This is a genomic window from Desulfovibrio cuneatus DSM 11391, assembly GCF_000430005.1.
GTDB classification, from domain to species: Bacteria; Desulfobacterota; Desulfovibrionia; order Desulfovibrionales; family Desulfovibrionaceae; genus Frigididesulfovibrio; species Frigididesulfovibrio cuneatus.
This window is the reverse complement of the sequence record NZ_AUCY01000004.1, coordinates 64,785-90,204: the sequence shown is the minus strand read 5'-3', so window position 1 is coordinate 90,204 and position 25,420 is coordinate 64,785. Positions and strand designations below refer to the sequence as shown.

General features: G+C 53.3%; 25 protein-coding genes, 1 pseudogene and 1 riboswitch. Of the genes and pseudogenes, 21 read left to right on the top strand and 5 right to left on the bottom strand.

The window, feature by feature from the left end; all coding sequences use genetic code 11:
- Positions 1-51 precede the first annotated feature (51 nt).
- From G497_RS18765 to G497_RS15925, 13 genes are all read left to right on the top strand, one after another.
- Positions 52-546: a hypothetical protein gene (locus G497_RS18765; protein WP_051257677.1), complete on the top strand. Its 495-nt coding sequence runs from the start codon at positions 52-54 to the stop codon at positions 544-546.
- 51 nt (positions 547-597) lie between these two features.
- Positions 598-1,233: a hypothetical protein gene (locus G497_RS15935; protein ID WP_051257676.1), complete on the top strand. Its 636-nt coding sequence runs from the start codon at positions 598-600 to the stop codon at positions 1,231-1,233.
- 88 nt (positions 1,234-1,321) lie between these two features.
- Positions 1,322-2,236, top strand: a complete 915-nt coding sequence (locus G497_RS0100385; RefSeq protein WP_027186659.1) for a major capsid protein — start codon at positions 1,322-1,324, stop codon at positions 2,234-2,236.
- Between the two features lie 96 nt (positions 2,237-2,332).
- A complete protein-coding gene (locus G497_RS0100380; protein ID WP_027186658.1) occupies positions 2,333-2,734 on the top strand; it encodes a hypothetical protein in 402 nt (133 codons plus the stop codon).
- A gap of 163 nt (positions 2,735-2,897) precedes the next feature.
- The gene (locus G497_RS20010) at positions 2,898-3,068 is read left to right on the top strand and encodes a hypothetical protein (RefSeq protein WP_156907858.1); all 171 of its coding nucleotides are present in this window, start codon (positions 2,898-2,900) and stop codon (positions 3,066-3,068) included.
- On the top strand, positions 3,061-3,684 hold the full coding sequence (locus G497_RS0100370) for a phage connector family protein (RefSeq protein ID WP_051257675.1): 624 nt from the start codon (positions 3,061-3,063) through the stop codon (positions 3,682-3,684). The genes G497_RS20010 and G497_RS0100370 overlap by 8 nt, the downstream gene beginning before the upstream one ends.
- Positions 3,685-3,698: 14 nt before the next feature.
- A complete protein-coding gene (locus G497_RS0100365; protein ID WP_245576323.1) occupies positions 3,699-5,771 on the top strand; it encodes a phage tail protein in 2,073 nt (690 codons plus the stop codon).
- Positions 5,772-5,860: 89 nt separating this feature from the next.
- Positions 5,861-6,430, top strand: a complete 570-nt coding sequence (locus tag G497_RS0100360) for a hypothetical protein (RefSeq protein ID WP_156907857.1) — start codon at positions 5,861-5,863, stop codon at positions 6,428-6,430.
- Between the two features lie 64 nt (positions 6,431-6,494).
- Entirely contained in the window at positions 6,495-7,010 is a 516-nt protein-coding gene (locus G497_RS0100355; RefSeq protein ID WP_027186654.1) for a virion core protein, T7 gp14 family, read from the top strand.
- Positions 7,011-7,043: 33 nt separating this feature from the next.
- Positions 7,044-7,802: a hypothetical protein gene (locus tag G497_RS0100350; protein ID WP_027186653.1), complete on the top strand. Its 759-nt coding sequence runs from the start codon at positions 7,044-7,046 to the stop codon at positions 7,800-7,802.
- A complete protein-coding gene (locus tag G497_RS0100345; protein WP_027186652.1) occupies positions 7,799-9,127 on the top strand; it encodes a hypothetical protein in 1,329 nt (442 codons plus the stop codon). The genes G497_RS0100350 and G497_RS0100345 overlap by 4 nt, the downstream gene beginning before the upstream one ends.
- A gap of 2 nt (positions 9,128-9,129) precedes the next feature.
- Entirely contained in the window at positions 9,130-9,786 is a 657-nt protein-coding gene (locus tag G497_RS18760) for a hypothetical protein (RefSeq protein ID WP_027186651.1), read from the top strand.
- 2 nt (positions 9,787-9,788) lie between these two features.
- A complete protein-coding gene (locus G497_RS15925) occupies positions 9,789-10,106 on the top strand; it encodes a hypothetical protein (protein WP_034635917.1) in 318 nt (105 codons plus the stop codon).
- Between the two features lie 29 nt (positions 10,107-10,135).
- Here G497_RS15925 and G497_RS0100330 read toward each other — a convergent pair whose 3' ends face one another.
- Both G497_RS0100330 and G497_RS0100325 read right to left on the bottom strand, forming a co-directional pair.
- Complete coding sequence (locus G497_RS0100330) at positions 10,136-11,575, bottom strand: SDR family oxidoreductase (protein ID WP_027186649.1); 1,440 nt, start codon at positions 11,573-11,575, stop codon at positions 10,136-10,138.
- A gap of 160 nt (positions 11,576-11,735) precedes the next feature.
- A complete protein-coding gene (locus tag G497_RS0100325; RefSeq protein ID WP_027186648.1) occupies positions 11,736-13,310 on the bottom strand; it encodes a fused MFS/spermidine synthase in 1,575 nt (524 codons plus the stop codon).
- 203 nt (positions 13,311-13,513) lie between these two features.
- On the opposite strand from G497_RS0100325, the gene G497_RS0100320 reads away from it, so the two are divergent.
- The 7 genes from G497_RS0100320 to G497_RS0100285 all read left to right on the top strand — a co-directional run bounded on the left by G497_RS0100320 (position 13,514) and on the right by G497_RS0100285 (position 20,477).
- On the top strand, positions 13,514-14,173 hold the full coding sequence (locus tag G497_RS0100320; RefSeq protein WP_156907856.1) for a hypothetical protein: 660 nt from the start codon (positions 13,514-13,516) through the stop codon (positions 14,171-14,173).
- A 490-nt stretch (positions 14,174-14,663) separates the two neighbouring features.
- Positions 14,664-14,918, top strand: coding sequence for a hypothetical protein (locus G497_RS20005; RefSeq protein WP_156907855.1), 255 nt, complete (start codon positions 14,664-14,666; stop codon positions 14,916-14,918).
- Positions 14,919-15,169: 251 nt separating this feature from the next.
- Positions 15,170-15,604, top strand: coding sequence for an META domain-containing protein (locus G497_RS0100305; RefSeq protein WP_051257674.1), 435 nt, complete (start codon positions 15,170-15,172; stop codon positions 15,602-15,604).
- A 728-nt stretch (positions 15,605-16,332) separates the two neighbouring features.
- A riboswitch (cobalamin riboswitch) is annotated at positions 16,333-16,514 on the top strand.
- 138 nt (positions 16,515-16,652) lie between these two features.
- Complete coding sequence (locus G497_RS0100300) at positions 16,653-18,902, top strand: anaerobic ribonucleoside triphosphate reductase (RefSeq protein ID WP_027186645.1); 2,250 nt, start codon at positions 16,653-16,655, stop codon at positions 18,900-18,902.
- Positions 18,903-19,042: 140 nt separating this feature from the next.
- A complete protein-coding gene (gene nrdD, locus G497_RS0100295; protein WP_211228729.1) occupies positions 19,043-19,171 on the top strand; it encodes an anaerobic ribonucleoside-triphosphate reductase in 129 nt (42 codons plus the stop codon).
- Positions 19,161-19,712 (top strand): 4Fe-4S single cluster domain-containing protein, encoded by a 552-nt coding sequence (locus G497_RS0100290; protein WP_245576322.1) that lies wholly within the window; start codon positions 19,161-19,163, stop codon positions 19,710-19,712. The genes nrdD and G497_RS0100290 overlap by 11 nt, the downstream gene beginning before the upstream one ends.
- A 291-nt stretch (positions 19,713-20,003) precedes the next feature.
- On the top strand, positions 20,004-20,477 hold the full coding sequence (locus G497_RS0100285; protein WP_156907854.1) for a hypothetical protein: 474 nt from the start codon (positions 20,004-20,006) through the stop codon (positions 20,475-20,477).
- A 63-nt stretch (positions 20,478-20,540) separates the two neighbouring features.
- Here the strand turns inward: G497_RS0100285 and G497_RS0100280 are convergent, their stop codons facing one another.
- A complete protein-coding gene (locus tag G497_RS0100280; protein WP_027186641.1) occupies positions 20,541-22,235 on the bottom strand; it encodes a rhodanese-like domain-containing protein in 1,695 nt (564 codons plus the stop codon).
- Between the two features lie 340 nt (positions 22,236-22,575).
- Here G497_RS0100280 and tatA point away from each other — a divergent pair, with 340 nt between their 5' ends.
- Positions 22,576-22,770: a twin-arginine translocase TatA/TatE family subunit gene (gene tatA, locus G497_RS0100275; protein ID WP_281171036.1), complete on the top strand. Its 195-nt coding sequence runs from the start codon at positions 22,576-22,578 to the stop codon at positions 22,768-22,770.
- A gap of 221 nt (positions 22,771-22,991) precedes the next feature.
- Here tatA and G497_RS0100270 read toward each other — a convergent pair whose 3' ends face one another.
- Together G497_RS0100270 and G497_RS15920 are read right to left on the bottom strand one after the other, a co-directional pair.
- Positions 22,992-23,780: a sirohydrochlorin cobaltochelatase gene (locus G497_RS0100270; RefSeq protein WP_034635963.1), complete on the bottom strand. Its 789-nt coding sequence runs from the start codon at positions 23,778-23,780 to the stop codon at positions 22,992-22,994.
- Between the two features lie 193 nt (positions 23,781-23,973).
- Positions 23,974-25,290, bottom strand: a pseudogene (locus G497_RS15920) (endonuclease Q family protein); the annotation flags it as partial.
- Between the last annotated feature and the right edge of the window lie 130 nt (positions 25,291-25,420).

Here is a 25,420-nt window from a genome sequence, read left to right as displayed (position 1 = left end):
TCCACAATGGACTGTTTTTGTTCATCTACCCCATTCATAAGGACGCGTACCATGACTCATTCTTCGGAAGATCCGGTTGCACCGGGTGAAGCCAACAGTTCAGAAACTTCACCGTTAACCTTTGAACCAGAACTTGAAGCGTTGTTTGCCACGGCGCGCAGTGCTCTGCATGGGCTGTGGGCCAGTGAACAGCCGGAAAAGGGCAGCACCTTTGCCTTTGGCCCCTATGAAAACGGGGCGCATGAGGCAGACCAGAATGCAGAAGCACCAGCCAGCCGGCGCAGGCGGTATGCCGCCTACCTGGAAGCATTGCACATGGTGTTGCAGTTGCCAGGGGGCGTGGGGGTGCGGGTGTTGCTGCACTGGCTGGAAGCGGCAGATGGTTTTGCCTTGCTCTGCCAGCCAGCACCGCAAGTATTTGCTGCCGCTGCCCTTGCCGACTACGCCAGGGAACGGCTGGCTGAAATTGCCCAGGCAAACCCGGAAGCCTATGTACGTATGCAGTTTGCCCAGGCCCGGTCACTGGGCAGAACCCTTGTGCCGTAGTGATTTTCTGTATTTGTAGCATGCTTTTCACAACAATAAAGGAGTGCACACATGGAACAGTTTGAAGTTGCCCCCATAGCAGGGGAAGCATTGCCTGGCAGCGGGTATATAGGGGCCCAACCAGTACAGCCAGGGCAGCCCATTGCCCCCATGGCAGAAACCGTGGGCACACAGGCCCCCTTGAATGCACAGGCCCCAGAGGCACAGCAACCCCCCGCTTTGCCCACAGTGGACGATTACGCCATTACCTTGCCAGACTCCCTGCCAGAGGAGGCACGGGATATGGCCCTTGTGGGGCGGTTCAAGCAATTTTGTGCCGATTCCGGCCTGAGCCCGGAGCAAGCCCAGAAGGCGGTAAATTTTTATCTGGGAGAGCAGGATTCTGCCACTCAAGGAATGCATGAACAGTGTGAAACACAGTTGCGCGCTTTGTGGCGGGAACGCTACCCGGAACGTCTGTCCAAAGCGCGGCAGGCTTGTGTGGCGTTTGATAAGCGCATGGGGGGAAGGCTTATGCCCCTGCTTAACGCAGGCCTTGGAAACCACCCGGTGGTGGCAGAGTTCATGGCTGAAGTAGGGGCCAGCATGGGGGAAGATTCCTTTGGCGGCGCTAAAGGCGGCGAAGCCCCCAATGAGGCCATGAGCACGGAAGAGTTTTTGCGCAAAGTGGTTTTCAAAAACAAGTAATGCTTTGCAGCCAGGCTGGGCCCAGTGCCCTTGCATGGGCTGGAAACAGTGAGTTCGCCAACACTATAACACGTTCAAGGAGTGCATTATGGGTGAAACATTAAAAGACCTTTCCGGGCAGTTTGCCAAGCGCCAGCCAAAACAGGTGGACCAGCTTACGGAAGAAGCCCCCATTCTTGGCATTATTCCTTTTGAGCAGGCCAGCCACGGCTTGTGGAATATGTATGAAGAAGTGGACGATATTACTGGCGCTGGCTGGGTGGAAATGAACGCGCCCCTGCCCGCTGTAGATGTGGTGGGCAACCTGCGCAAGGTAGACCTTTCCATTTTGGGGGGGGAAATTGAATGCACCGAAGACATGGCCAAAATGTTCCATGGCAAGGAAGCCTATTTTTCCCGCAAGTTGCCCAAGGTGGTGCGTAAGTCGGGTATGAGCGCAGAACAGCGCATTTTGTATGACAACTTCCGGGCCTATGCGTTGAAAAACAAAAGCGCCATGAGTGCAGGTTCCACCTCTAACACCAACTACAGCATTCTTGCTGTGCGCTTTATTTCTTCGGAAACGTGCGGCCTGTATTCCCCTGAATGCTTTACCCAGGGCAGCATTCTGAACACAGAACCCATGAACGGCGGCAACTTGTACAAAGCCCCCACCGGAAAGCACCAGGGTGTGCTGGTGTATGGCATGCGTCTGAAGGCCTACCTTGGTATTCAAATTGCCAATAAGCATTCTGTAGCAGCCCTTGTTAACGTGAATAAAGACAATGTGCCTACGGAAGCTATGGTGGATGATCTGCTGGCTTCTGTGCGGGCGATTCCTGGTTCAACCTATCTGTTCATGCACGAAAAGGCCCGCAACATGCTGTGCCGCTACAAGGCTTCTGCCCTGCACATTACCCCTGGTGGCAAAGACCTGGACAGGCAGGTAACCCACTGGAATGGCATTGAAATTGTTACTTCCTATAACTTTCAGGATGGCACGGAAAAAGCCGTTGCCCTGTAACTTTTTTGTGGCCTGCGAATAAGCCGTTTGCCTGAGAATTACGGGGGAGGCGGCACAGCTACCCCATACAACTTTACCACAGAACAAGGAACGAGCATGTATAATCATCAGTTGCGTGTATATGGAGAGTATTTGGCCAAAGAACAACCCTTGCCGCAGAATAGCCAAAGCGTGGGCAATGGCGGGGGGCAACGGGCGGGTTCCATGTTGGGTGCCGCTGAGGTGGTGTTTACTGCTTCTGCCCCGGTTGCCCTGCAAGCGCAGAAAGCGGTTTCCTTCGGCCTGGAAGAAAGTGATGACAACACCAGTTTTACTCCGGTTCCCATTACCTTTCGTCTGGCAACTGGCACCACAGCACGGGCATGGGAACAGGGCGATATTATTGGCAGGTTGCCGCTTCCCTCTGAATTGAAGCGCTATGTACGCCTGACCCTGGCCACAGACGATGCCGCTGCCAAGGGCAGTGTGGATGCGGCCTTTAGCTACTTGCCACGGTAAAAATTGAATGTGGGGGGCCTCCCCCACAAAGGGCATGGGGAATTGGGCAGGCAGCAGGCGCAGGTTGCCTTTCCCCATGCCTGGCAAGCAAGTATCCCCAGGGTAACAAAGCATAAAAAACCGCGGATGAATCAGCGGGTCCATAACACATAAGGAGACCACCATGCATACCAGCACTACAAGCATACAGCGTGCAGTGCAGTCGTTTGGCGAATCTGTACTCCTGGCCGCCTTGCGTCAGCAGGGGGTGGTGGTGCAGCGCACTCTGCCTTTGCCTGTGCTGCGTGAAATGCTCACCCTTGTACGAAGCAAGAAGGGAGAAAATCATGAGTAACGTTTCCTTTTATGGCGGGGCTGCGGGGGAAATTGCCATTTGCAACATGGCGTTGCGGCATTTGGGTGCAGCAGAAGTACTTTCCCTTGCCCAGAACACACGGGAAGCCGATTTGTGCCTGCGGGCATACCCCCATGCGCGCCAAACTCTTTTGGGCATGCACCATTGGGCATTTGCCACCCGTTATTTGTATCTGGCTTCTGTGGCAGAACCTGTAACCCCTTCCCTGAATGGGCCTGTGCAGGCAGGTCTTGCCACAGGCTTTGCCCACAAATACCGCATTCCTGTGGATTGTATTGCCGTGCAGCGGTTGGTGCCGGAAAGTTCTTTTGCAGTGGGTGAGGGGGGCTATGTGTACACAAACGCTGCCCCTGCACAAGCCGCAGTAACGGTGTGTATTACCGATGCAACCTTGTACCCCCCGCTGTTTATTGATGCCTTGGCCTACAGGCTGGCAACTTCCCTTGCTGTTGCCCTGGTCAACAGTATTCGGTTGGAAGCGGTAATGGCGGAACGGTTTTCTGCTGCATTTGAAGCTGCTCGCCTTGCCGATGCCGTGCAGGGTGGGCATGCCCCGCAAACGGCAGAACAAGACCCCTGGCTGATTGCGAGGTAAGCATGCCAAAAACAATGATTGTACAAACAAGCTTCAATGCGGGGGAACTTTCCCCCCACATGGCAGCCCGTACAGACCAGGGCCGCTATGCCGCAGGCTGCCGTACCCTGAAAAACATGCTGGTACTTCCCCATGGCCCCGCGTACCGGCGGCCCGGCACGGAATATATGGGGGAAGCCAGCGCAACCGCTACCCAGGGGGCAGCCCGGCTTATTCCTTTTGTGTTTAACACAGACCAAACCTATGTGCTGGAAGTAACACACAAATGTATTCGCTTTTGGCATAAACAGGGGCTGATTACAGACAGCAATAATGCTGCCCTGAGCCTTGCCACCCCGTATGCCGGGGAGCATGTGAATTCCTTGCGTTTTTGTCAGTCTGCAGACGTTATGTACATGGTAAGCCCGCATTACCCACCCCACAGGCTGGAGCGGCGCAGCCACACCAACTGGACAATTGTGCCCCTTGCCTTTCAAGCATCCCAAGCCCCGCCGGAGCTCATCAGCCTTGCGGTAACAGGCAGTGCACAGCGTGAGTACGCCTATGTGGTAACAGCCATTAATAAAGAGACAGATGAAGAAAGTTTGCCCAGCCCTGTGAAAACCTGCATGGCAGCAAGTGCACTCAATACAGGCAGCTACATAAGACTCTCCTGGAAAGAAGCGGAAGGGGCACGTGAATACCGCATTTACCGGGGGGACGCCGGGGTGGGCAACTATGGCCTCATAGGAAGGGCCACAGGCACTTCCTATACCGACAGGGGACAAGCCGCAGACTTCAGCGTGGGTGCCCCGGAAAGTAAGGCCGTATTTACCAAGAAAGGGAACTACCCCATGACGGTGCAGTTTTACCAGCAGCGCCTGTGCTTTGGGGGAGCGTTTGAAGCACCGCAAACCATATGGACCAGCAGGTCTGGCAATTACCACAACATGAACATTTCCTACCCCTTGCAAGGCGATGATGCGTGCACCGTAACCATTGCAGCAGAGCGCGTGAGCCAGATTAACTGGATGCTTGGGGGCAAAACACTGCTGGTGGGTACGGAAGATGGGGAGTGGGCCATTTCAGGCTATGGGTCTGAACCCCTTGCCCCCAATTCCTGCCAGGTGGAGCGCTATGGTTCATATGGTTCTGCCTGCCTGCCGGCCATAACCCTTGGCGACACCGTTATTTATGTGCAACGCGGGGGGCGCGTCGTGCGTGAATTACGCTACGCCCTGGATAGCGACAGCTACGCCAGCACAAACCTTTCCTTGCTGGCAGAACATTTTTTCCTTGGCAGGCGCATTATAGACTGGGTGTGGCAGCAATCGCCCCATTCTGTACTGTGGTGCGTGCTGGATAATGGCACCCTGTTGGGGTTGACCTTTATTCGTGAACACACCGTGGTTTCCTGGCACAGGCATGAAACCCAGGGGATTGTGGAGGCTGTAACCGTTATTCCCGGGCAGGAAGATGACGAACTATGGTTGCTTGTGCGCCGCACACGCAAAATGCAAAACGGTAAACCTGAATCATTCCTCAGTGTGGAACGCCTTGCCCCCATGTTTAGAAGCGACAAGGCGGAAGACGCATTCTTTGTGGACTGCGGTCTTACCTGGCGCGGAGCCCCGGTTTCTCGCCTTGTTGGGTTGCACCATCTGGAAGGCATGGAAGTGCAATTGCTGGCAAATGGCATGGTGCTGCCCCCTCGGGTGGTGCAAAACGGTGCGGTTTCGTTGGATTTTCCTGCCTCTGTTGTGCATGTGGGCCTTGGCTACACCAGCGATATTGTTCCCATGATGACAGAACCTGTTGAATTTCAGGGAAAGTCCTTGGGCATGGCCCGGCGGGTGGGGCGGGTACGCCTTGCTTTGTATGGCAGCCTTGGCGGGCAGGTGGGTGCGGAAGGTGGGAGTATGCGCCCGTTATTGTTGCGTACCGTGAATCAGCCACTTGGCACCAGCAGTGACCTGTATTCAGGGGAACATTCCGTGCTGGTGGATGCCATTATTTCCACCCGTGGCGGGGTGTGTTTCCGGCAGGCTGAACCCCTTCCTTTCACGCTTACAGCCGTAAGCTGTGAGGTGGAAATAGGAGAGATGTAATGCCGCATTCGCCCATAAGGCAAGGCCATTGCCCAATCCCTCCCTCGTTACCTGGAAACGGGCAAAGACCTATGCAGGATACAAACAGCATGGTTCCGTTGCCTGAGCAAGTTCATTATGGCCCCTATTGTATGCAGGCGGCAGGGCAGGAGCACCTGCACACCACACTTGCCCAACTGCGGCCGGAAGATGCCGCAGAAGCGAACTATGTGGAAACACTGGCTGGTGGGCAAAAAAATGCACAGCAACTTGTGTATGAATCGTTCCAGCAGAGCCCGGTGCGCTACGCTTTGCTACGCGGGCAGTGTACTTTGGGGGTTGGGGGGCTTTGTCCACTACCACAGGCTCTTATACAAGGGGCGTTGCCGGGGGGGGCACAAGCATGGTGGGTGCCCTGGATGGTGGGCACCACAAGCCTGAATCGGTTTCCCGGTGGTTTTGGGGCTATTGCGGCATTTTTCCGGCGTGAAGTGCAGCCCCGTTTTCCCCACCTGTGCAACATGGTGGCATGGCCTGAGCAACGCAATAGAATGCTTTTGCCTGCCTGGCTTGCTGCCATGGGGTTTACTGTGCAGGCCTTGCCCGCAGCCACAAACCATGCCCAGGGCTGGTGTGCAGCCGTTTTTTATTGCCTGCCGGAAGCCGAAACATTGCTTTAGGCCGGAAACAACCTGGAACAGTGAAAGAATAGCATGAACTTTTATGTGAAAAGGAGGTGCCACCATGTGCACTATTATGGCAATTCCCCTTGTTCTTGCCGCAGTGCAGGCTGCGGTACAAACCATAAACACCTCTTCGCAGCAGAAAGCTGCCCAGCAGGCAGCCAAGCAAACTGCAAAAAATGACGCTACACGGTTGCAGTATGAAGCTGACCTGGTGGAAAACGAGCGCAAGAAAAATGCCTATGACACCTTGCTGGCCCAGCGAGATGCCCAGCGCAAAACAGCCGCCCAGGCCGGGCAGTTGCGCTTGTTTTCTGCTGTGAACGGGGTGGAAGGCAACTCGGGCTCTGCCCTGGATATGCTTTTGAACAATACCTCACGCGGGGCAGAAGACCTGTTTGCCATTAACCGAAGCGGCCAGGAACGCGATGCAGACCTGCTGACGCAAAAAAATACCCTGCTGACCCAGGCGGGGTACGCAAAAGATAAAGGCAAGGCAGGGCCAAGCGGGCTGGAGCAGGCCACGCCGTTCATTAACCTTGGCACGTCATTGCTGGGCAGCTTTGCCAGGGCGTAATCATATATTACACTGTAACCACAGGAAAAGACAATGGCACTACAAATTCCCGGTGGGGGTGAACAAGGCACCTGGTTGGGCAAAGGCCCTGCTGTGGTGGGGCGCGGGCAACAACTGCCGCAGGAAAGTACCCAGGCCCGCGATGCCAAAGGGGTTTTTGCACTTTCCCTTGTGGCAGAGGGAGAATCCGCCCTTAAGAAAATGCTTGAAGAAGAAATGCGCCCTGGGCAAGAAGGGTTTGCCGCACGGGCACAACAAAAAATACAGGTTCTGGCAAGTCGGGCTACAGACAGGGAAACCCGCAATGCAGTGGAACAGCAACTTGCTGGTACCCTAGAAGCTGTGAGTTTGCGCCACCGTGATGTGACAGTGAGAAAACACCTGGATGGCTGCATGGAGCAACTGGAGCGGCGCAAGGTGGATGTGGAAACAAACATGACATTGCTGGCTGATACTGCAATGAATTCGCCAGATGCCGCCTTGCGGGCTGAAGCGAAAAAAGCGGCAGCCCAGCAAGCAGCCTTGTTGCACCGGGCGCAAGGGGCCATGTTGGCAGCAGGAATGCGCTATGGCCTTACCCCGCAAATAGAAAAAATGCTCGGGGGAAGCACTGCCGCTGAAACAGCGAGCCCCGTCACTGCTGGAAACGAGCAGGGCAATGGTGTGCCCGCTGCACAGGCTTTGGCAAATACACCCCCTGGAAGTGCGGTAGGTACGCCCGTGAACGACCCAGGTCACACGGTACTTTCCCCGGCTCCTCAAGGGGCCAAAAAAACGGAGACAAAACAATGACAGTAAATGCCTCAGTTATGTGGCGGGAGAGGTATAAAGGGGATGGCATACAAAGCCAGTGGCCCGTGCCATTTCCTTTTTTGCAACCAGAACATGTAAGGGCTACGCTGGTAGACCCTTCGGGATCTGGTCGAGCCTTGCTTTATAACGCAGAGTATACAGTAAAAACCAATGCGGAACGGCGCGGCGGAAGCCTGGGGTATCTTGTTCCAGCAAACCATGAACTCGTGGTGCACCTGGATTTGCCCTATTCCCAGGAAATAGATTTGTATAACAACGGAATTCTGGATGCCGAGGTACTGGAGTACGGTCTTGATAAGCTCACCCTTTTGTGCGCCCAACTTGCAGAGCGTGTTTCCCGTGCTGTGATGGTGGATATTGCCAGCACAGAAACGCCGGAAGCACTGTGTACCTCATTGCTGCAAGCACGTGATATGGCTGTTTCCAGCGCCAGTGAAGCAGCTTCCAGCCTTGGTGTTGTGCAGCAGTATGCTGCCAATGTGCAGCAAAATGCAACGGCCGCCCAAACAGAAGCTGACAGAGCCATGGGGTATGCAGACAAAGTTGAGGCAGACATTACAGGGCTGGAAGCACACCTTATTGCTGTGGGCGACGCGCAGGCGACCAGGGTTGGCGAAGAAGGCAGCATTCAGGTGGCACGGGCTAAAGCTGAAGCAGACAGGGCCGCGGCGGTTGTGCCTGCGTTTACAGATGCAGATAGAGGCAAAGGGCTATTTATAGGGGCGCGGGGGCCGGAATGGGCTTATCCCCGCATGCAGTTTCGCCCCGGCATGGAAGTTCCCCTGGCTGGCATAAAATTATACCCTAACTGCGTGTGGTCCGACCGCAGCCTTGTGCTGTTTGCTGATTGGCCTGATTTGAAAGCTGAATACGATGCAGGGTATATTATGTCTACGACACAGGCTTATGCTGCAACGTTCCCAGCCTATTGGGTTTTGAACGATGCAAAAACTGGTCTTTATCTACCAGACGTTGGCGGCCTGTTCCCCCGTGCTTGGCGAGCTGGCACTATGAAATATGACGTGGGCAGGCAGGCGGGGAGCTACCAACAAGACCAGATACAAGGGCATAGGCATGGCATTATTGGTCTTGTTAACTATGTTGCCCCGTCATCTCCTAATTCGACTCATGATGACCTGCAAAAAAGAGAAGGCGGGGCAGGCTATTCAACGCTTTACAATCACGTTGTGGGTGTTGCCACTGACAGCCTATATGGCAGCGCCAGATTTGGCACAACAACCCACCCACAAAGTTACGCCAAGCCCATGGCCATTTATTTGGGCCGCTATAAGACGGAGGTTTAACTATGCAAGCGCCAACACTCTATTTTTTGGATACAGACAGCTTTTTAACCAGTTCTCGCCCAGCCCAGCTTAACCCGGCTACCGGGGAGTATATGATTGACGCGCTGGGGGCTGTGTTGACCTCACTACCAGACGATGATTTGCCGGAACACCACCGCTGGCGCTTGGTGCAAGGGGCATGGGTTGCCACGCCAGACCACCGGGGCCAGGAAGGCTTTTTGCCGGATGGTAGCCCGTGCAAAATAGAAACCTGGGGGCCGTTGCCAGAGGGATGGACAGTGGAAAAGCCTGTTATTCCTCCCACTCTGAATGAAGCCCGCACTGCCAAACTGGGAGAGATTAATGCAGGCTATAGCGCTGTGATGGGGTTTATTCAGGCCGGGTACCCAGCAGAAGAAGTGCTCTCCTGGGAGCGGCAGGCCACCCAGGCGCGGGAGTTGACGCAGAACCCGGAAGCGGAAGCGGCCTTTGTGCGGGGCCTTGCAGCCACAAAGAACCTTACCGTGGAAGAAATGACCGCCCGCATTCTGGTCAATGCGGCATCGTGGGAACCCATTGCAGCCATGCTTACGGGCCAAAGGCAGGTGATGGAAGAGATTGCCTACATAGCAGAAACGGTGGAAGGCGTGCAGGCTATTAAGGTGGCCTACCGGGTATAACCATGCCGTATGATGCTAAAACTATTGCTTACGCTAAGGCCAAGGGCATTGCAGAAGATGAACTGGCCTTGGTGGTGAACGGCTGTTCCGGGGGCATTCGCTGGATTTATGCCTTGGGCGGCAGGCGTATTAGTTGTGAAGGCTGTTGCAACCAGCACGATATTGACTACCAGCTAGGCGGCACCCCGGCCATGCGCCAAGCAGCAGATTTGCAGCTGCGGCAATGCACCGGGGCCGTTGGCGGGTGGAAGCGGGCACGGGCCTGGGCCATGTGGGCGGCCGTAAGGCTGGCAGGGCGGTGGTACTGGGCGGGTGAATAAAAACGTATTCAACCTTTACGGGCGTTATGCTAGGGGCGCTTTGTACTGCCACCTGCAATGGCATGGGCCATGCCACTGAAAATAAACAGGTGGAAGGGCAGGCTGCAATACCAGTACAAGCGCCCAAGCACCCCCAGGGGGCGGAAGGTGGCTGTTTGCACCAGTTCATTGCCGTTGGTGATGCGAAACTCGAGCCAGGCTTCGCCGGGGAGTTTCATTTCCGCGTACAGCAGCAATCGCTTATTGGCTTTATCTGCCACAAGAACCCGCCAAAAATCCAGGGTTTCCCCCGCTTGAATGGTATCTGCATTCTTACGCCCGCGTTGCAGGCCTGTGCCGCCCAACATTTTGTCTAGGGCACCGCGTATGCTCCACAGCCAGTCAGCATAATACCAGCCGCGCTTGCCCCCAATGGAAAAAATATGTTCAAGGGCTACTTCAGGGTTTTGCACGGGCACCTTTTGCATGTCGGTAAAGCAGCCCATGCTGGGCGGGGTAATGTGGGCCGCAATGCCGTTATACAGCGTGGGGCTGGTCAGGGCGTCTGTCCAACTGGAAAGCACCTGGTTTTGTTCAATTTTATCAAAGGCAAGGGCCACCGCTTGCTTGTAGGGAATAAGGGAGAGCGGCACCAGTTCCGGCAAGGGGCTGGGCTTGCACACCACCTCATTCTTCATGCTATGCACAAGGTTTGTGGCCAGGGAAAAATTGGTGGAAGTAACAAAATAGAGCCAGTAAGAAGAAAGGTGCGGTGTCATAACTGGCACAGTAAGAATGAAGCGGCGCAACTTTCGTACCTCGGCAAACTGCAGCAGCATTTGCTTGAAGGTGAGAATGTCTGGCCCGCCAATGTCAAAGCTTTGGTTGAAGGTGCCGGCATGGAGCAACACCCCGGCAAGGTACTGAATGACGTTGCGTATGGCTATGGGCTGGCAGCGGGTTTCCAGCCAGCGCGGGGCAACCATAACAGGCAGTTTTTCCACCAGGTCGCGGATTATTTCAAACGAGGCACTGCCAGAACCAATAATAATGCCAGCCCGCAAGGTAGTAAGGGGTATTTTGCCCCCTGCCAAAATGCTTTCCACATTCTTGCGTGACCGTAAATGCTTGGAGAGATGGTCATCGTTCACAATGCCGCTGAGAAAAATGATTTGCTTGGCGTTGGTTTCTTCCAGCCGCTGTACAAAATTCTCGGCAGACTGCTGCTCCAACTGGCTGAAATCACCCGTTGTGGTGGTCATGGAATGAATGAGGTAATAGGCCGCGTCAATGTCGTTCGGTATGGCAGCAAGGCTGGCGGGCTGCAAAAAATCAACCTCAATCACCTGCACCTGCGCGGCATATTCCGGGGCGTAATGAAAGCGCTTCTTGTCCCGCACGCAGCACACCAGGGTATGCCCTGCCTCTGCCAGAACAGGCAATAACCGCTTGGCAATGTAGCCTGTGGCACCAGTAAGGAGTATTTTCATGGGGGCCTCGTGGGGGGGGATTATGTAAGGAAACGCCAATAGCCTAGTCGTTCCTTACGTATATTCCATAGCGTACGCAGTATTTATGCTCAGGTAAATATCTTGTTGTTAATTTTTTATAAACAAATAGTAGATATGTGGCTCAAAGTTTTATTCTTATTCATTGCGTACGCAGCATATACCGCTCCACAGGGGCGAAGTTATCCGCCAATGCAGGCACATCTTCCGCAACAGGGCGGGTCCAGCGGTTTTCATACAGGGCGCGCACATCTGGCGGCAGGTTGGCAAGGGTTTCTTCCGTCATCATGCCTTTTTGGGGGAAGGCCAGCAGCATGACGTTTTGCACCATGGTGCCCTCGTATTTACTTTGCACCGGCAGCAGAACCACTTCGGCAAATTCCCCCTGGAAAGCGTGGTAAATACTCCGCAGCAGTCTGCCGTTATCCCCTTCAACAGCGCTGATAATATTCATAAGCAGCACCCCGTTGTCGTCCAGCAGGCTACGCATGGTGGCTGCCGCTTCCCGCGTGCCAATATGGAAGGGTACGGAATAGTGGGAGTTGAACACATCCGCAAAAATAAGGGGGTAGGTAGGGTGGTTGCTTGCCCGTGCTGCGCGGTTAATAAAGGTGCGGGCATCTTCATGGAATACCTGCATGCGGGCATCGCCCAGGGGGGCGCTGAAATCTTCTTTGGCCACACGGGTAACGCCGGGGTCAAGTTCCACCACGTCCAGGCTGGCCCCTGCCCCCAGCGGGCCACCGTTGCCCAGCAGCCATTTGGGCACGGAATAGCCCCCGCCCCCCAGCATGAGAACGCGGGAAGGGTGCGGCACAAGGGCCGTGCCCAGGCGGTAAAATTTGGTGTAGGCAAACATCAGTTCCTGCGGGTTGTCCAGAAAAATGCCGGACTGCGCGCTGCCAGGGTCGGTAGATAAAAAACGGGCAGGCCTGCCGGAATAAAAACCTTCCTGAATACGCAAGGTATTGTAGGGCGTTTCCAGGGTGGTGGTGTGGGTGGCAGCGGCATGCACTTGGGCAATCCATTCAAACCCAAGGCTGGCGCAAAAAAGAACAAGGGCGGCCCCCCAGGCAGAAGCTGGCAGGCGGTGGGTGCACAGGGCCACCAGCAAATAACAGGCGGCAATGGCATAAATTATTTCCCGGCTGCCAAACCAGGAAATAAGCACAAAGCCGCCTAAAAAAGTGCCCACAATGCTGCCAATGGTGGAAATGGCGTTAAGCCTGCCAATAGTGCTGCCCGCTTTGGCCTGGCTGGTTATGGCAAGGCGCATGGTGAATGGGGAAATCATGCCACTTACCAGCCCCGGCAGGGCAAAAAGCACCACGGCAGCCAGTACGGCGTTTACGTGAAGCGAGGTGGACTGCGCCGTGAGCCAGCCAAGCAAAGGCTGCTGGAGCAGGGCGGAAAGCATAACCCCAAGGGCGGCACACAGCAGCAGGCGGGCCAGCACACCCTTTGCTTTATTGTGCAATGCCGGGGAGGGGGCACTGGCTTCTTTACCTTCATGGTGGGCGCTTGGGCGCGGGGTAAGCAGGTTATCAGCCAGTTTGCCCCCCAGCCAGTACCCAAGGCTTAAAAATGCCAGAATAACGCCAATAAGGCTTGTCCATACTATGGTAGAAGTGCCCAACCATGGGGCAAGCAGCCGTGCACCCACCATTTCAAGCACCATAAGGCACAGCCCGTTCATAAACATAATAATGGGAAGCATAAAAGCCCTCTTGACGAAGTGTTGGGAAACATCTTATTTAGGGTGCATGCATAGCGCTGTCGTTATGCCTTGCAAAAGCCCAGCGGTATTGTGCCGGGGCCATTGCTTTCCGGCGAACCTGGCCGGGTAGCAGGTAAAGTATGGCCCAAATGTGGCAAGAGTGCAATGCAGGGCAAGCAGCACTTCGTATGGGAGCCTTAACTATGAATACCCTCCTTTCATTTTTTACTCATAATGGTGCATGCCGCCGCGTGGCGGGTTGTTGCGTGCTGGGCATTGTGCTTGTTCTTCTTTGTGCCAGCCAGGGCCTTTCTGCGCCCCGCAGTAAAAATGCCACCCAACCAGCGGAAAAGAAACTGCCCAAAATTTCTGCCAATGAACAAAAGAAATTCAATGCCTTTGCAGACCCTACCATGCCCAAGGCCCCTTCCCCGTTCATGAAACGGCCGCAGCATGACAAGGTGGCGGAAAAGCCCATTTTCCTTCCAACGGCGGTGGAGTTTTCCGGTGGGAAGGATACAAAAGCACCAAGCCCGCACCGTTCCCCGTTGCCTGGGGCAGCCAATGTTCTGCCGGAGTATGGGGAAGATGCCCCCAAAGAAATCGCCATGAAGTATAAAATGCATAATGGCACTTCGGCAAAGTTTGTGGTGAACCAGCAAGACGAAAACTCGCCACTGTTTACTCCGCTGGATAAAAAAAGCGGCAAGGTGGCTTCAACCGGGGTTGGGCTGGACGTGGAAGTGGAAAAAAACATGAAAGTCCTCTTGGGTGCGGAACATAAAACGGTGGAAGGCGCAGGCATGAGTTCTGGTGCATCTTCTTCCCAGGGGGCCAGTGTCGGCTTCAGCCTTTCATTCTAGGGAAACGCTGATTTATTCCGTTTGGCGGCGTTGCTTTACTTTTTTTGAAACAGTCGAGGACGGAAGAGTTGACTCGGCCCGTCCTGGGCCTCGGCCTTCGGCTCCTGCCCTACGGGCAGTTCCCAATTCCGCTTTCCTGCAGAATGGTCACTCCTGCTTCAAAAAAAGCTTGTTCCTTGCTAAACGAAATAACTACGCGTTTCCAAAATGCCATTTAATCAGTGCCTCCTTAAATGCTGTTTACATGAGTGTCTTTTTGCTCCTGCCTGCATCAGTTAGCGCCTGCTTTTTCAGTTGACTGCCGTAAGAATACACACCTCGAAGCAGGCGCAATTTCCTTGGCAGAGAACAAAAACGCATCTTGTCTAAATATTATCTAGAGAAACTCTAATTACTCGTTGTGTCTTGAGGCATTTTCCTGTATGTGAAGAACACATACTGTGCGTTAGTGTATGGTTGCTTAATTTACCACTTCGGTTGGAGGAATAGCATGCGTATTTTGGGATTTTGTCTGCTTCTCGCTCTTGTTCCACTTTCGGGCTGTGCCTGGATAGGTGAGACCGCAGGATATGTACAAGCCAAGGCAGAAAGCGGCGCTTCAGACATGAAGCGTGGGTACAGTGATGGATATAACAATGAAAAGCGTAACCAGGCTGCCAAGCCTTATACGCCGCCGCCTGTAACAACTCCAAGCTCACCGCCTCCTGCATTTTCCCACGCCACTGACCCAAAAGATTTGCGCTAATTAGCTTAATCTGCTGGTGTAGTGCCTGCCAGGTAGGGCACAAGGGTGCTTAGCGTGTATTTAAAAAGCTCTTTATGGTTTGCTCCATAAAGAGCTTTTTTTGCGTGCAAATACGCGCATTCCTTATTGCTCAACGTGTATAAATAGTGATACTGTAATTGCGTTCAGTAAATTTGCTTTCTCTGTATCAGGCAAATGTTCATAAATGGGAATGCCCATGAAAATATCAACATACCAAAAAGGAGCAGGCTATGAACCTTCGGAATGCGTTGCGGGTTACCTGCGTGTTTGCACTGCTTTGTGGCTGTTCAGGAAATGCTCAGGGTGGGGCTGTAACTGCCAAAGACCTGTTGCATAAAGAATTTGCCTTGCAAACGGTAAATGGTACGGCTTTTGTTGCTAAAGACAACACCCCTACCATTGCCTTTTTGACAGATATGCAGGTGGTGGGTTCTGTATGTAACCGTTTTTTTGGCAAAGGCACTTTAAAAGATGATGTGCTGCGTGTGGACCCCATGGGGGCTTCCATGATGATGTGTCCAGAGGAAAACTTGACCCAACTGGAAATGAAATTTTTCAAAATGATGGCCGCAGGGGTTACTGTGCGCCTTGAAGATGACCAGCTTACCCTGGAGCAGGGCGGTACTACCTTACTATACAAATTTAAAGGGACGCCAAAAGAATAATTTTTTACCATGTGTTTTGCAAAAGCAACAGATGCACTGGCCCATGGCATTTCCATAAGGCTCTTGCTTTTGCAAAACACCCAGTGAACACTATCATCAATGAAGAAGCCCACCCAGGAAGGTGAGTCCGTGGGCAGGCTTCTGATGATTCCAAGGGGGTTGGCTCCCTTGGAAGTAAGGGAGGCAGAAAGGTGAGTTTCTGCCTCCCTTCATCTTTGTCATGCTTTGTCCGTATATTTTTGTTCTTAGTTGTGTATAGGCATACCCAACGGGCAAGAAAAATATACGACAAGATTAGTCGTAATTCAGCATAACTCATGTATGTGAAAAAGAAAAACAGCTATAGCTGGTTCCCTTCTCTCCCTTAAAGAAAATATGTGTTTTTCGGAAAAAGGCAAGTGTTTTTAGAAACTTTTTTGAGTACTGTGTTACAGCGTTTAAATGACTATATACATGTATTACCTCCAGTTAAATGTGATATTTTAATATACATGTAAGCTCTATGTATATGCGTGCTGGTCTATTTTTTACTGCTCAATGGCTTTCTCCTGCCATTTGTGTATTTGTTCATGAAACAGAGAGTTCCCCTGCGCGTACCAGTATTGTTGCTTTATGCCCCGTATATTGCGTCAGGTACCGCATTGAATGTACAATGAATTTATCTATTTATTCCAAGATGTTGAAGTACATGTAGCGTCTTGCCCATTGACAATGACCCTGTTTTACGCCATGTTTGCCTCTGCTAATGTGCCCCTTGGGGCTTAATAGGGAATCTCGTATAAAGCGAGAGCGGACCCGCCGCCGTATGCCAAATGTGTGTTCTGTTCAGTGAATACCACTGGGAAATTTCCTGGGAAGGTGGAACAAGAACCTGGCAAGCCGGAAGACCTGCCTTAGCATTGTCTTGAGGACACACCACCGGTAACGGGCCTTTACCGGAAGGGTTGCAAGCGAGGATAAACGCGTTTCCTCCGGCTTTTTCGTGCCGGAGGTTTTTTTTTGGCTCATATACACAGGAACAGGGCCTCTGTTCTTTTTCGGAACCATAATGGCGAAACAAATTGTGAAGCGCGATGGTTGTAGCGTTTTGTTTGATTCAAGCAAAATTCTTAATGCCATTGCCAAAGCCAACAAGGCTGTGGGGGAAGAAGAAATTACCGCCACGGGCCTTTTGTTTGTTACAGAAGAAGTGTGCCGCTTGCTGGAAGCACGCAGCCTTAGCAATGTTGAAGAAATTCAAGACGTGGTTGAAGAGGTGCTCATTCGCTTCGGATTTTCCAAAACTGCCAAGGCCTACATTTTGTACCGGGCAGAGCATACGAAAATTCGTGATGCTGAAACGTACCTGATGGATATTTATAAAAAACTTACCTGGGCCCCTGCCAAAGAAGAAGATATCAAGCGGGAAAATGCCAATATTGACGGGGACACAGCCATGGGCACTATGCTGCGCTATGGTTCTGAGGGCTCCAAGTTCTTTATTGATAATTACGTGTTGCCCAAAGATGCCGCCGCTGGCCATGCCAATGGCGACATTCATATTCACGACAAAGATTTTTATATGCTCACGGAAACCTGCTGCCAGATAGACTTAATCCGATTGTTCAAGAAAGGGTTTTCCACTGGGCATGGGTACCTGCGCGAACCAAATTCCATTGAAAGTTATGCTGCCCTGGCTTGCATTGCCTTGCAGGCCAACCAGAATGAAATGCACGGTGGGCAGAGCATTCCCAATTTTGACTTTGCCATGGCCCAAGGGGTGAACAAAACCTTCCGCAAGGAATACGTTGCAGCTTTTGCTTGCTTTCTTGAAGTAAAGAATGAACTGGATGCGGCTGAAGCTGTTGCTCGAACTGAAGTGTTGCTGCAAGGCTTGCCTTACCAGCCAACCCTTGGCAATGGCGAAGCCTTTGGCCAGGCTTTGCTTGCCTGCCATGGGGAAACCATGCGCCCCCTGCTTGCCAAAACCCACCTGCATGCCACCCAAAAGGCCATTCAGGCCACACGGCGGCGCACGTATCAGGCTATGGAAGCTTTCATCCACAACTTGAACACCATGAACTCCCGCGCAGGGGCGCAGGTGCCGTTCAGTTCCGTGAACTACGGTACAGATGTTTCCGCAGAAGGGCGCATGGTAGTGGAGAATCTGTTACTTGCCACCAAAGCAGGCCTTGGCAATGGGGAAACGTCCATTTTCCCTGTGCAAATATTTAAAGTGAAAGCCGGGGTGAGCTTTAACCCTGAAGACCCCAATTATGACCTGTTCCGCCTTGCCATGGAAACATCTGCACGGCGGTTGTTCCCCAACTTCAGCTTTTTAGATGCACCCTTCAATGCCCAGTATTACCGGGAAGGCGATTATAACTCTGAAGTGGCCTACATGGGGTGCCGCACACGGGTTATTGGCAACGTGTACGACACGGAACGTCAAGTAACCTGCGGGCGTGGTAACCTCAGCTTTACCACCGTGAACCTGCCTCGCCTGGGGCTGGAAGCCAAGGGCAATACTGCCGCCTTCTTCACCCTGCTGGATGAACGCATTGATTTAGTGTTCCGGCAGTTGCTGCATCGCTTTAAGGTTCAGGGTTCCAAAAAGGTATACAACTACCCGTTCCTTATGGGGCAAGGCATCTGGCTGGATTCTGAACACCTCAAATGGGAAGATTCCATTGAAGAAGTGTTGAAGCACGGCACCCTGACCATAGGCTTTATTGGCCTTGCCGAAGCCCTGTATGCCCTGCTTGGCAAGCATCACGGCCAGTGTGAACAGGCACAGGCTCTTGGCCTGCAAATTGTGCAGCACCTGCGCCGCCGGGCAGACGAAAAAGCCCGGGAAACCGGATTGAACTTTTCTCTTATTGCCACCCCGGCAGAAGGGCTTTCCGGCAGGTTCGTAGCCCTGGACAAGCAGCGCTATGGCACCCTTGAAGGGATTACTGACAAGGACTATTACACCAACTCCTTTCATGTGCCTGTTTCCTTTTCCATTGCTGCATTCCGCAAAATTCAGTTGGAAGCCCCGTACCATGCCCTTACCAATGCTGGCCACATTTCCTATGTGGAACTGGATGGTGACGCCAGCAAAAACCTGGAAGCGTTTGAAACTATTGTACGTTTTATGCACGCTCAGGGTGTGGGCTATGGTTCCATTAACCACCCTTTGGACAGAGACCCTGTGTGCGGGTACATAGGCGTTATTGACGATTGCTGCCCGCGCTGTGGCAGAAAAGAAGGGGAAGGGGTAAGCGAGGAAGCATTGCTTCAGTTGAAGAAGCAGTACCATGACGTGCCCATGTAATCCGTACGTCCCAAATAACGACAACTTGCGGGGGAGCTGTGTTTCCCTCACCAATATCATACGTAGTATTCAAATGGAGGAGCGACATTATGCTTTTAGATACACAGTGCACAGACAAAAAAGTGGCTACAGAAGTGAAAATGGTGGGTGCTGGGCAGGGGTTTGAGCGTACCCGCCGTATCACGGGCTATCTTGTGGGCACCCTGGAGCGTTTTAACAACGCCAAGCGGGCGGAAGAGCGTGAAAGGGTAAAGCACGGTGCAGCGTAACGCTTCCTTGCCCTGCGTGCATTCCCTGCGGGTGCATGGGGTTGTTGAAGAATCGATTGTAGATGGCCCAGGTTTGCGGTTTGTGGTGTTTACCCAGGGGTGCCTGCATGGGTGCCCTGGGTGCCACAACCCGGCAACCCACAGCTTTGGGGAAGGGTATGAAACCACCCCCCAAGCGTTGCTCACGCAATTTGCCACTAACCCCTTGCTTGCCGGGGTTACGTTTTCCGGTGGGGAACCCTTTTTACAGCCAGAACCTTTGGCTTTTTTGGCAAAACAGGTACATGCCCTGGGTAAAACGGTTGTGGTGTACACCGGCTATACCCTTGAAGCGCTGTACCCCCTTGCCCAGGAACGCCCGGCTGTGGCTTCCTTGCTGGAACAAACAGACCTGCTTATTGATGGCCCCTATGTAGCGGCCCTGCGGGAACTGGATTCCGGCTTGAAAGGCAGCAGTAACCAGCGAATATTAGATAACGAGGCCATTGGTTCCCTCTGGAATGTGTTGCAACTTCGCCAGGGAAACGTGCCGAATGGGTAGGGTTCTGTTTTTATTGAATTTATGATTGAGTTCTTTTTGTCCAGTCCCGTGGAATCCTTTTTTCTGTATTCTATGAATATGTTTACATGTACCTCGCAAAAAAAGTGACGCATGTTATTGTTTTTGTTTGTTATTTTTTATGTTGACTTACAAGGCCGTCCAAGGCATACCTTTGTGGTAAATTCAGACTCGTATGCTATGAGATGCCCGATGATTGGCATTAGGGAATACACTTGTGGCACCGGTTTGGTAATTGTTATACACAATGCGGCTTTTTTGAGGGAATATTTCATGTATAAAAAGATTCTTCTGACCTTGGCCTTTTGTTTGTTTTCCACGGCTGCTCTGGCTGCCCCCAAAGATTTTGGCGAGTTTTCCATTGACCTTGGTGAAGGGTGGCAAATGGTGAGCGATCCAATTCAAAACCAGGGTGCTATCATGGTTATTGTAAATAACCCTGCCAAGCAAAGCGCCATTAATATTACCTATGCCCCAACCAATGGGGAAGACGCCAAAACCCTTGCAGAAGGCACGGTTAAGAACATGGAGGCCGCAGGCGTTGCCATGAATATGAAAATCGTGAAAGCCGATGCACACTATGCAGAATTGCATGGAGCACAAGGCCCGGTTGCCTTGAAGATGCTGCTGCTGGCAGACCCCACAGGCAAAATCATGGCCACAGTGGTGGTAAGCGGCGACCTGGATGCTGCTGCAAGCACGTTGAAAACCATTAAATTCAAGAACGATAAACTGGCTCTGCAATAAGCTGATGCCGTTGTTTGCATAAAAAAAGGGGAGGCCAAGCCTCCCCTTTCTCGTTTCAATAGGTTACTCGTCATCGCCTTTGGTTACCGTGGGGTAGGGCCACAGGCGCATGCCCCCGTCCAGCACATATAAATCCACAGCACCCAGGGCGCTCAGGCGGGAAGCTGCGGCATAGGCCGCTTCACTGGTGTCTGAAACCAGCACCAGCGGGGTAAAGCGGGGTACTTCATCTTGCAGCCGTTTTTTGAGCTGTAAAAATGGAATGTTGTATGCCCCTTCCAGGTGGGCTCTTTCCCATTCGTCCTGGTGGCGCAGGTCCAGGGTAAAAAACTCTGCCCCGGCCTGGCGTGAAGCTAAAAGCTCTGCCGGGCTAATGCCAAACACGCCGCCTGCCATTTTACGCAGGGCAATAGTGGCGGTTTTGGCCAGCAAGTCAGCGGCTTGGCCCGCATACTCTTCCCGGGCCAGTTGGGCCAGGGGAGTGGCTGCCCGCATGGCAGCAATGGCTAGGTCAAACACGGCTGTGCTAATCACCTCAGGGGCATTAATGCCAAGCACCTGCACCCCAATAATGGTGTGGGTGGGGCTGTGGCACACAATGCGTAAGGCCACCTGACCCACCACGGTATTGGCGGTTTCCGCTTCCCCCTCCAGGGCAATGGAAAGGCATTGTACAGCCTGTTCAGTTTCCAAATTCTGTTTTTCCGCTTCGCGGGTGCCAAAACCGGCCCGTAGTACACAGTATTTGCTGTTGGCAGCACGTTGCATCCCCAGCAGGTCAATGGCAGGCACTTTATCTTCTGCTACAGCCCAGGCACAGGCATGCGCCGTGGCAAGGGCGCTTTCCGGCCCGCCCGTGGCCACGGGCAAGGGCAGGGTGCCCCCGGCGGCTAAAAAGCTGGGCATGGCTGCCCCGCTGCCAATTACGGAAACCTGCGTGGCAAGGGCAGGGTCCACTTCAATTCGGCCATAGGCATCCAGGCTGAAGCCTTCTTCACGCAATAATGGGTGGCGTGTAAGCATGGGGGCTGTCCACAGGCATACCCCGGCAGGGTGTGGGGTGCCATCCGGGGTCACCACAGCTTCAAGCAACGAGCCATCAGGTGAAAGGGCAAATGCAAAGTCTTCAATGCCTGCTTCCGGCAAATGCACAAAGCGCACGGCGCTGCCCAGTTCCTTCAGGGTGTACCGCAGCAGGTGGGAAGCAATGCATGGTTCAGCCGAGGCACCGGGGAATAGCCACACAACTTCGCATCCGGCTTCATGGGCACCAAGCACGGCATCCAGGGCTGCCATGCCAGCGCCTACCACCAGGGCAGGTGTGTTGTGGGAAGCTGCGGTAAACAGGGCATTGTCCACAGCATGGGGGCTTGCTGCAAACCCTTCCTGCGGCCAGGCAAAAACGTTTGCCATGGCCCCAATGGCACGGGGTACACGGGCTGTGACCTGTGTTTCCACCACTAGGTGGTGAAAGCGCACGGGCAGTACCCCGCGGGTAGAAGAAACCACTACCTCGTTTTTGGCAAGGTCGGGCATAAGTTCGTGTGCTTCAATAATGCCAATATCTCTGCCAGCAAGCTGGTTTATGTTGGGCAGGCAGGCAGCAGCGCGCTGGCTTGCAGGGCCTACCGGGTCGGGGAAAGAGGAAAGCCCGGCAGGAAGTATCAGGTTAATTTCATCGGCAGGCAGGCGGCTTTTAATGCCCAGGGCACATTCTATTCCAGCGTTGCTGGAGGCTATAACAACTATTCTTTTCATACCCGTTTTCCTTATCGTCTTGTGTGCGTTAAGCTGGCGGGCATGCCAGCAGTGTGTGCCGTAACCTATGGAAATAGCGGAAAAGATAGCTACAAAATATGCTACCTTGTTTTTACTCTTCCTGCAAGCCGCTGCCAAGTCTAAAAACTTTTTTTCACAAGGGGTGCAAGAGGTGTTCAGGCATCTTGACCAATGCCGCCTGCACAGGTATGACAAGCACACCGTGTATGTGTGGTGTGGTAAAAATACTACACACACACGCTGTTGTTGCACTCACCTGGGAAGCGCAGTAAATATTGCGCCCCGAATGCTTTGGAGGTTGGTTATGGGAATGCCCAGCATGTCTGAAATACTTCTTATTCTTGTGGTGGTGCTGGTGTTGTTCGGCTCCAAAAAACTGCCGGAAATTGGCAGCAGCGTGGGACGTGCCATCAAGAACTTTAAAAAAGCCACAACTGAACCCGACGAAATTGACATTACCCCGCAAAAAAATGCCAAAACAGGCACAAAAAAGAACGACGACGACGAAGCGTAGCTTTTTTTGTTTTGGGAAGGCGGGCGTTGTTGTGTAATGTCGCTTGGTATGAGCTCTTTTTATGGCGCTTTGCTTTACAGGCTGTACAGACTTTTCCCCTTATTATTGTAGGGAATCAGCCGATACTTCGTGCAAAGAAATGCTGGTTGTGTTTGAATTGCTTCCTATAAAAAGGCGGGTAAGGAATTTTCCTACCCGCCTTTTTTTGCGTATGTGTATTGCTATAGCGCCGCCATGGCCTTTGCCAGGTGCTCCAGCCACATGTGAGCAAACCCGCTGTATTCGGCCGTGCCGCGTAGCACCGGGTGGCAGGTAAAGCCTTCCTGCTCTAAAATATACCGCCAGGAGCCGGGTTCTTCCCCTGCCATATCATGCTGCGCGTGTTTGCCAATAACGGAAAGTAACGGCAACAGCCATACCGTTTTACTCCCTGTTGCGTGCAGCTTTGGCAGCATGAACTCAATGCAGCGTTCGCCATCAAGTGTGCCAATGAAGACACGTGGGTCACGTTTTTGCAAGGCATCGGCCAGGGCGGAATAGCTGGCTGCCGCGCTGTGGGCTGTGCCGTGGCCCATACACAGCACCAAATCATCCGGCTGGCGTTCAAGGGGTAAATGTTGCAGCAGAACATCTGCGGCTCGTTCTACGTCTGCTTCAGTGGCCAAAAGCGGTGCGCCAAGGGAAAGGCGCAGGCCGGTTTCCCTGGCAATGTTCATGCATTGCTTTTGCAGCGTTTCATATTCCTTGCCAGGAATAATGTTCAGCGACTGCACGGCAACCTGAGTGAAGTTATCAAGGTGCAGGCGGGTAAGGGCTTTTGCCACGGAATCAACCTCAATATTCCTACTGGCAAGGCGCCTGAGGGCAAGGGGCGAAGTATAAGCCCAACGCACCGTTACCTGAGGAAAGGCCCGGCGCACTTCGTCTTCAAATGTATGTATGGCAGAACTGCCAAGGGCGGTTGTGGCCCCAAAGGCGGCAAGCAGTATGGCAGTATTTTGGGTAGTCATAGGAATGTGTTGCGGCACGGAAAAGCCCATGGCGAGAAGCGTGAAATAACGTTTGAGCGTGCCAGGAACCTAATGGGCCGTTATGGTTGAGCGTTTGTGAAGTAGGCAGTGTGTTCGCCGCATGTAGTTGGATTTTGTGGAGAAATTGAACGTATTAGAGAATACATCATTCCTGGTGCGGAAACAAGGGACGGGCACTGGCAAACAGGGAACCGTGGCGGATGGATTGTTGTTCTTGCGGGGAAAACACACGCACCACGCCGTATTCCCCATCATAGCCGCCCTTGCGGGTTACTTGCCCGCTACGCATGCGGTGCAGGCTTTCCCCCAGGGCAGGGTGGAATTTTTCCAGTTCGCTTGTGGGGATAGTTTGTAAAATGTCCAGTTCAGAACCAAATTTGTGCAAGGCCTTGGCATACAAGGCCCCCACTTTTTTGCTTTTTGCCCCTACTCCCAAAATTTCCCCCAGCAGTTCCGGCAGGGGCACAAGAGAGGCAAAGGTGTTGCCTGGCTGGTGTATGGGGGCGGGCCTGTCGGCCAGTTCCTGCACGCGGTACAGCACCCCAAGGGTAAGTGGCTTGCCGCACACCGGGCAAATACCTCCACGCTTACGGCTTTCCTCCGGCTCCAACACCACGTTGCAGGCCCGGTGGCCATCTAAGTGGTATTTGCCTTCTTCAGGGAAAAATTCTAGCGTTCCCAGGAAGCTACAGCCTTCTCCAGCCGTTTCCGGGTATTTCAGGGAGTTATAAATACCCAGGTAACTGGGGGTGCCGGAAAACAGGGTGGCCTCGCGCCCCAGGTTTTCCCCGGAATGGGCGTCTGAATTGGAAACCAGGCGGTAGGCGTCCAGGGCGCTCCACATGCGGTTCATGTCCGGGTCGGAAGAAAGGCCCGTTTCCAGGGCAAAAATTTCATGGGTCAGGTCGCCAAAACACTCTTGCATACTGTCAAAGCCAGACTTGGAACCAAACAGAGAATACCACGGTGTCCAAATGTGTGCTGGCACTACAAAGGCACCGGGGGCAGTTTCCAGCACCATTTCCAAAAGGTCATGGGAATCCAGCCCCACAATGGGCCTGCCGTCTGATTCCAGGTTGCCAATGCCGCCAAGGCGGGTGGCAAAGGCTTCTGCCGCTTCCAGAGTGGGGAAATATACGAGGTTGTGTACCCGGCGCACCTTACCGCCGCGTTTGTAAATGGAGCTTATTTCCCCCTGCAACATGAAGAGTGGGGGAGGAACGCTACGTTCCAGGTGAGCAAATTCCGGCAATTCGTCAAGAAAACCCCGTGGGTTGCGCAAGCGGTACAGGCCGCTGGCTTCGTCCCATTCCAGGGTTTCGCGTAGTGAGTCGCGCCAGCGGGCATGGGTTATGTCGCCAGTGCCCACCACGTGCAGCCCTTTTACCGCTGCCCAGGCTGCAAGGTTGCGCGGTGTAAGGCGGGTGCTGGTGGCGCGAGAATAGCGGGAATGGATGTGCAAATCAGCACGGAAAAGTGGTGTGTTCATGTGGGAATTGTGCGGTAGGAGCGCCTGATGAGTTTTTAGTAGTAGTGTTTTTGCCCTGTCAGCCGATAAGGCAGGCAATGCCCTGCTATTTCTTACCGTGCATATGGCGGGAGGGCAAGACGGAAGTTGC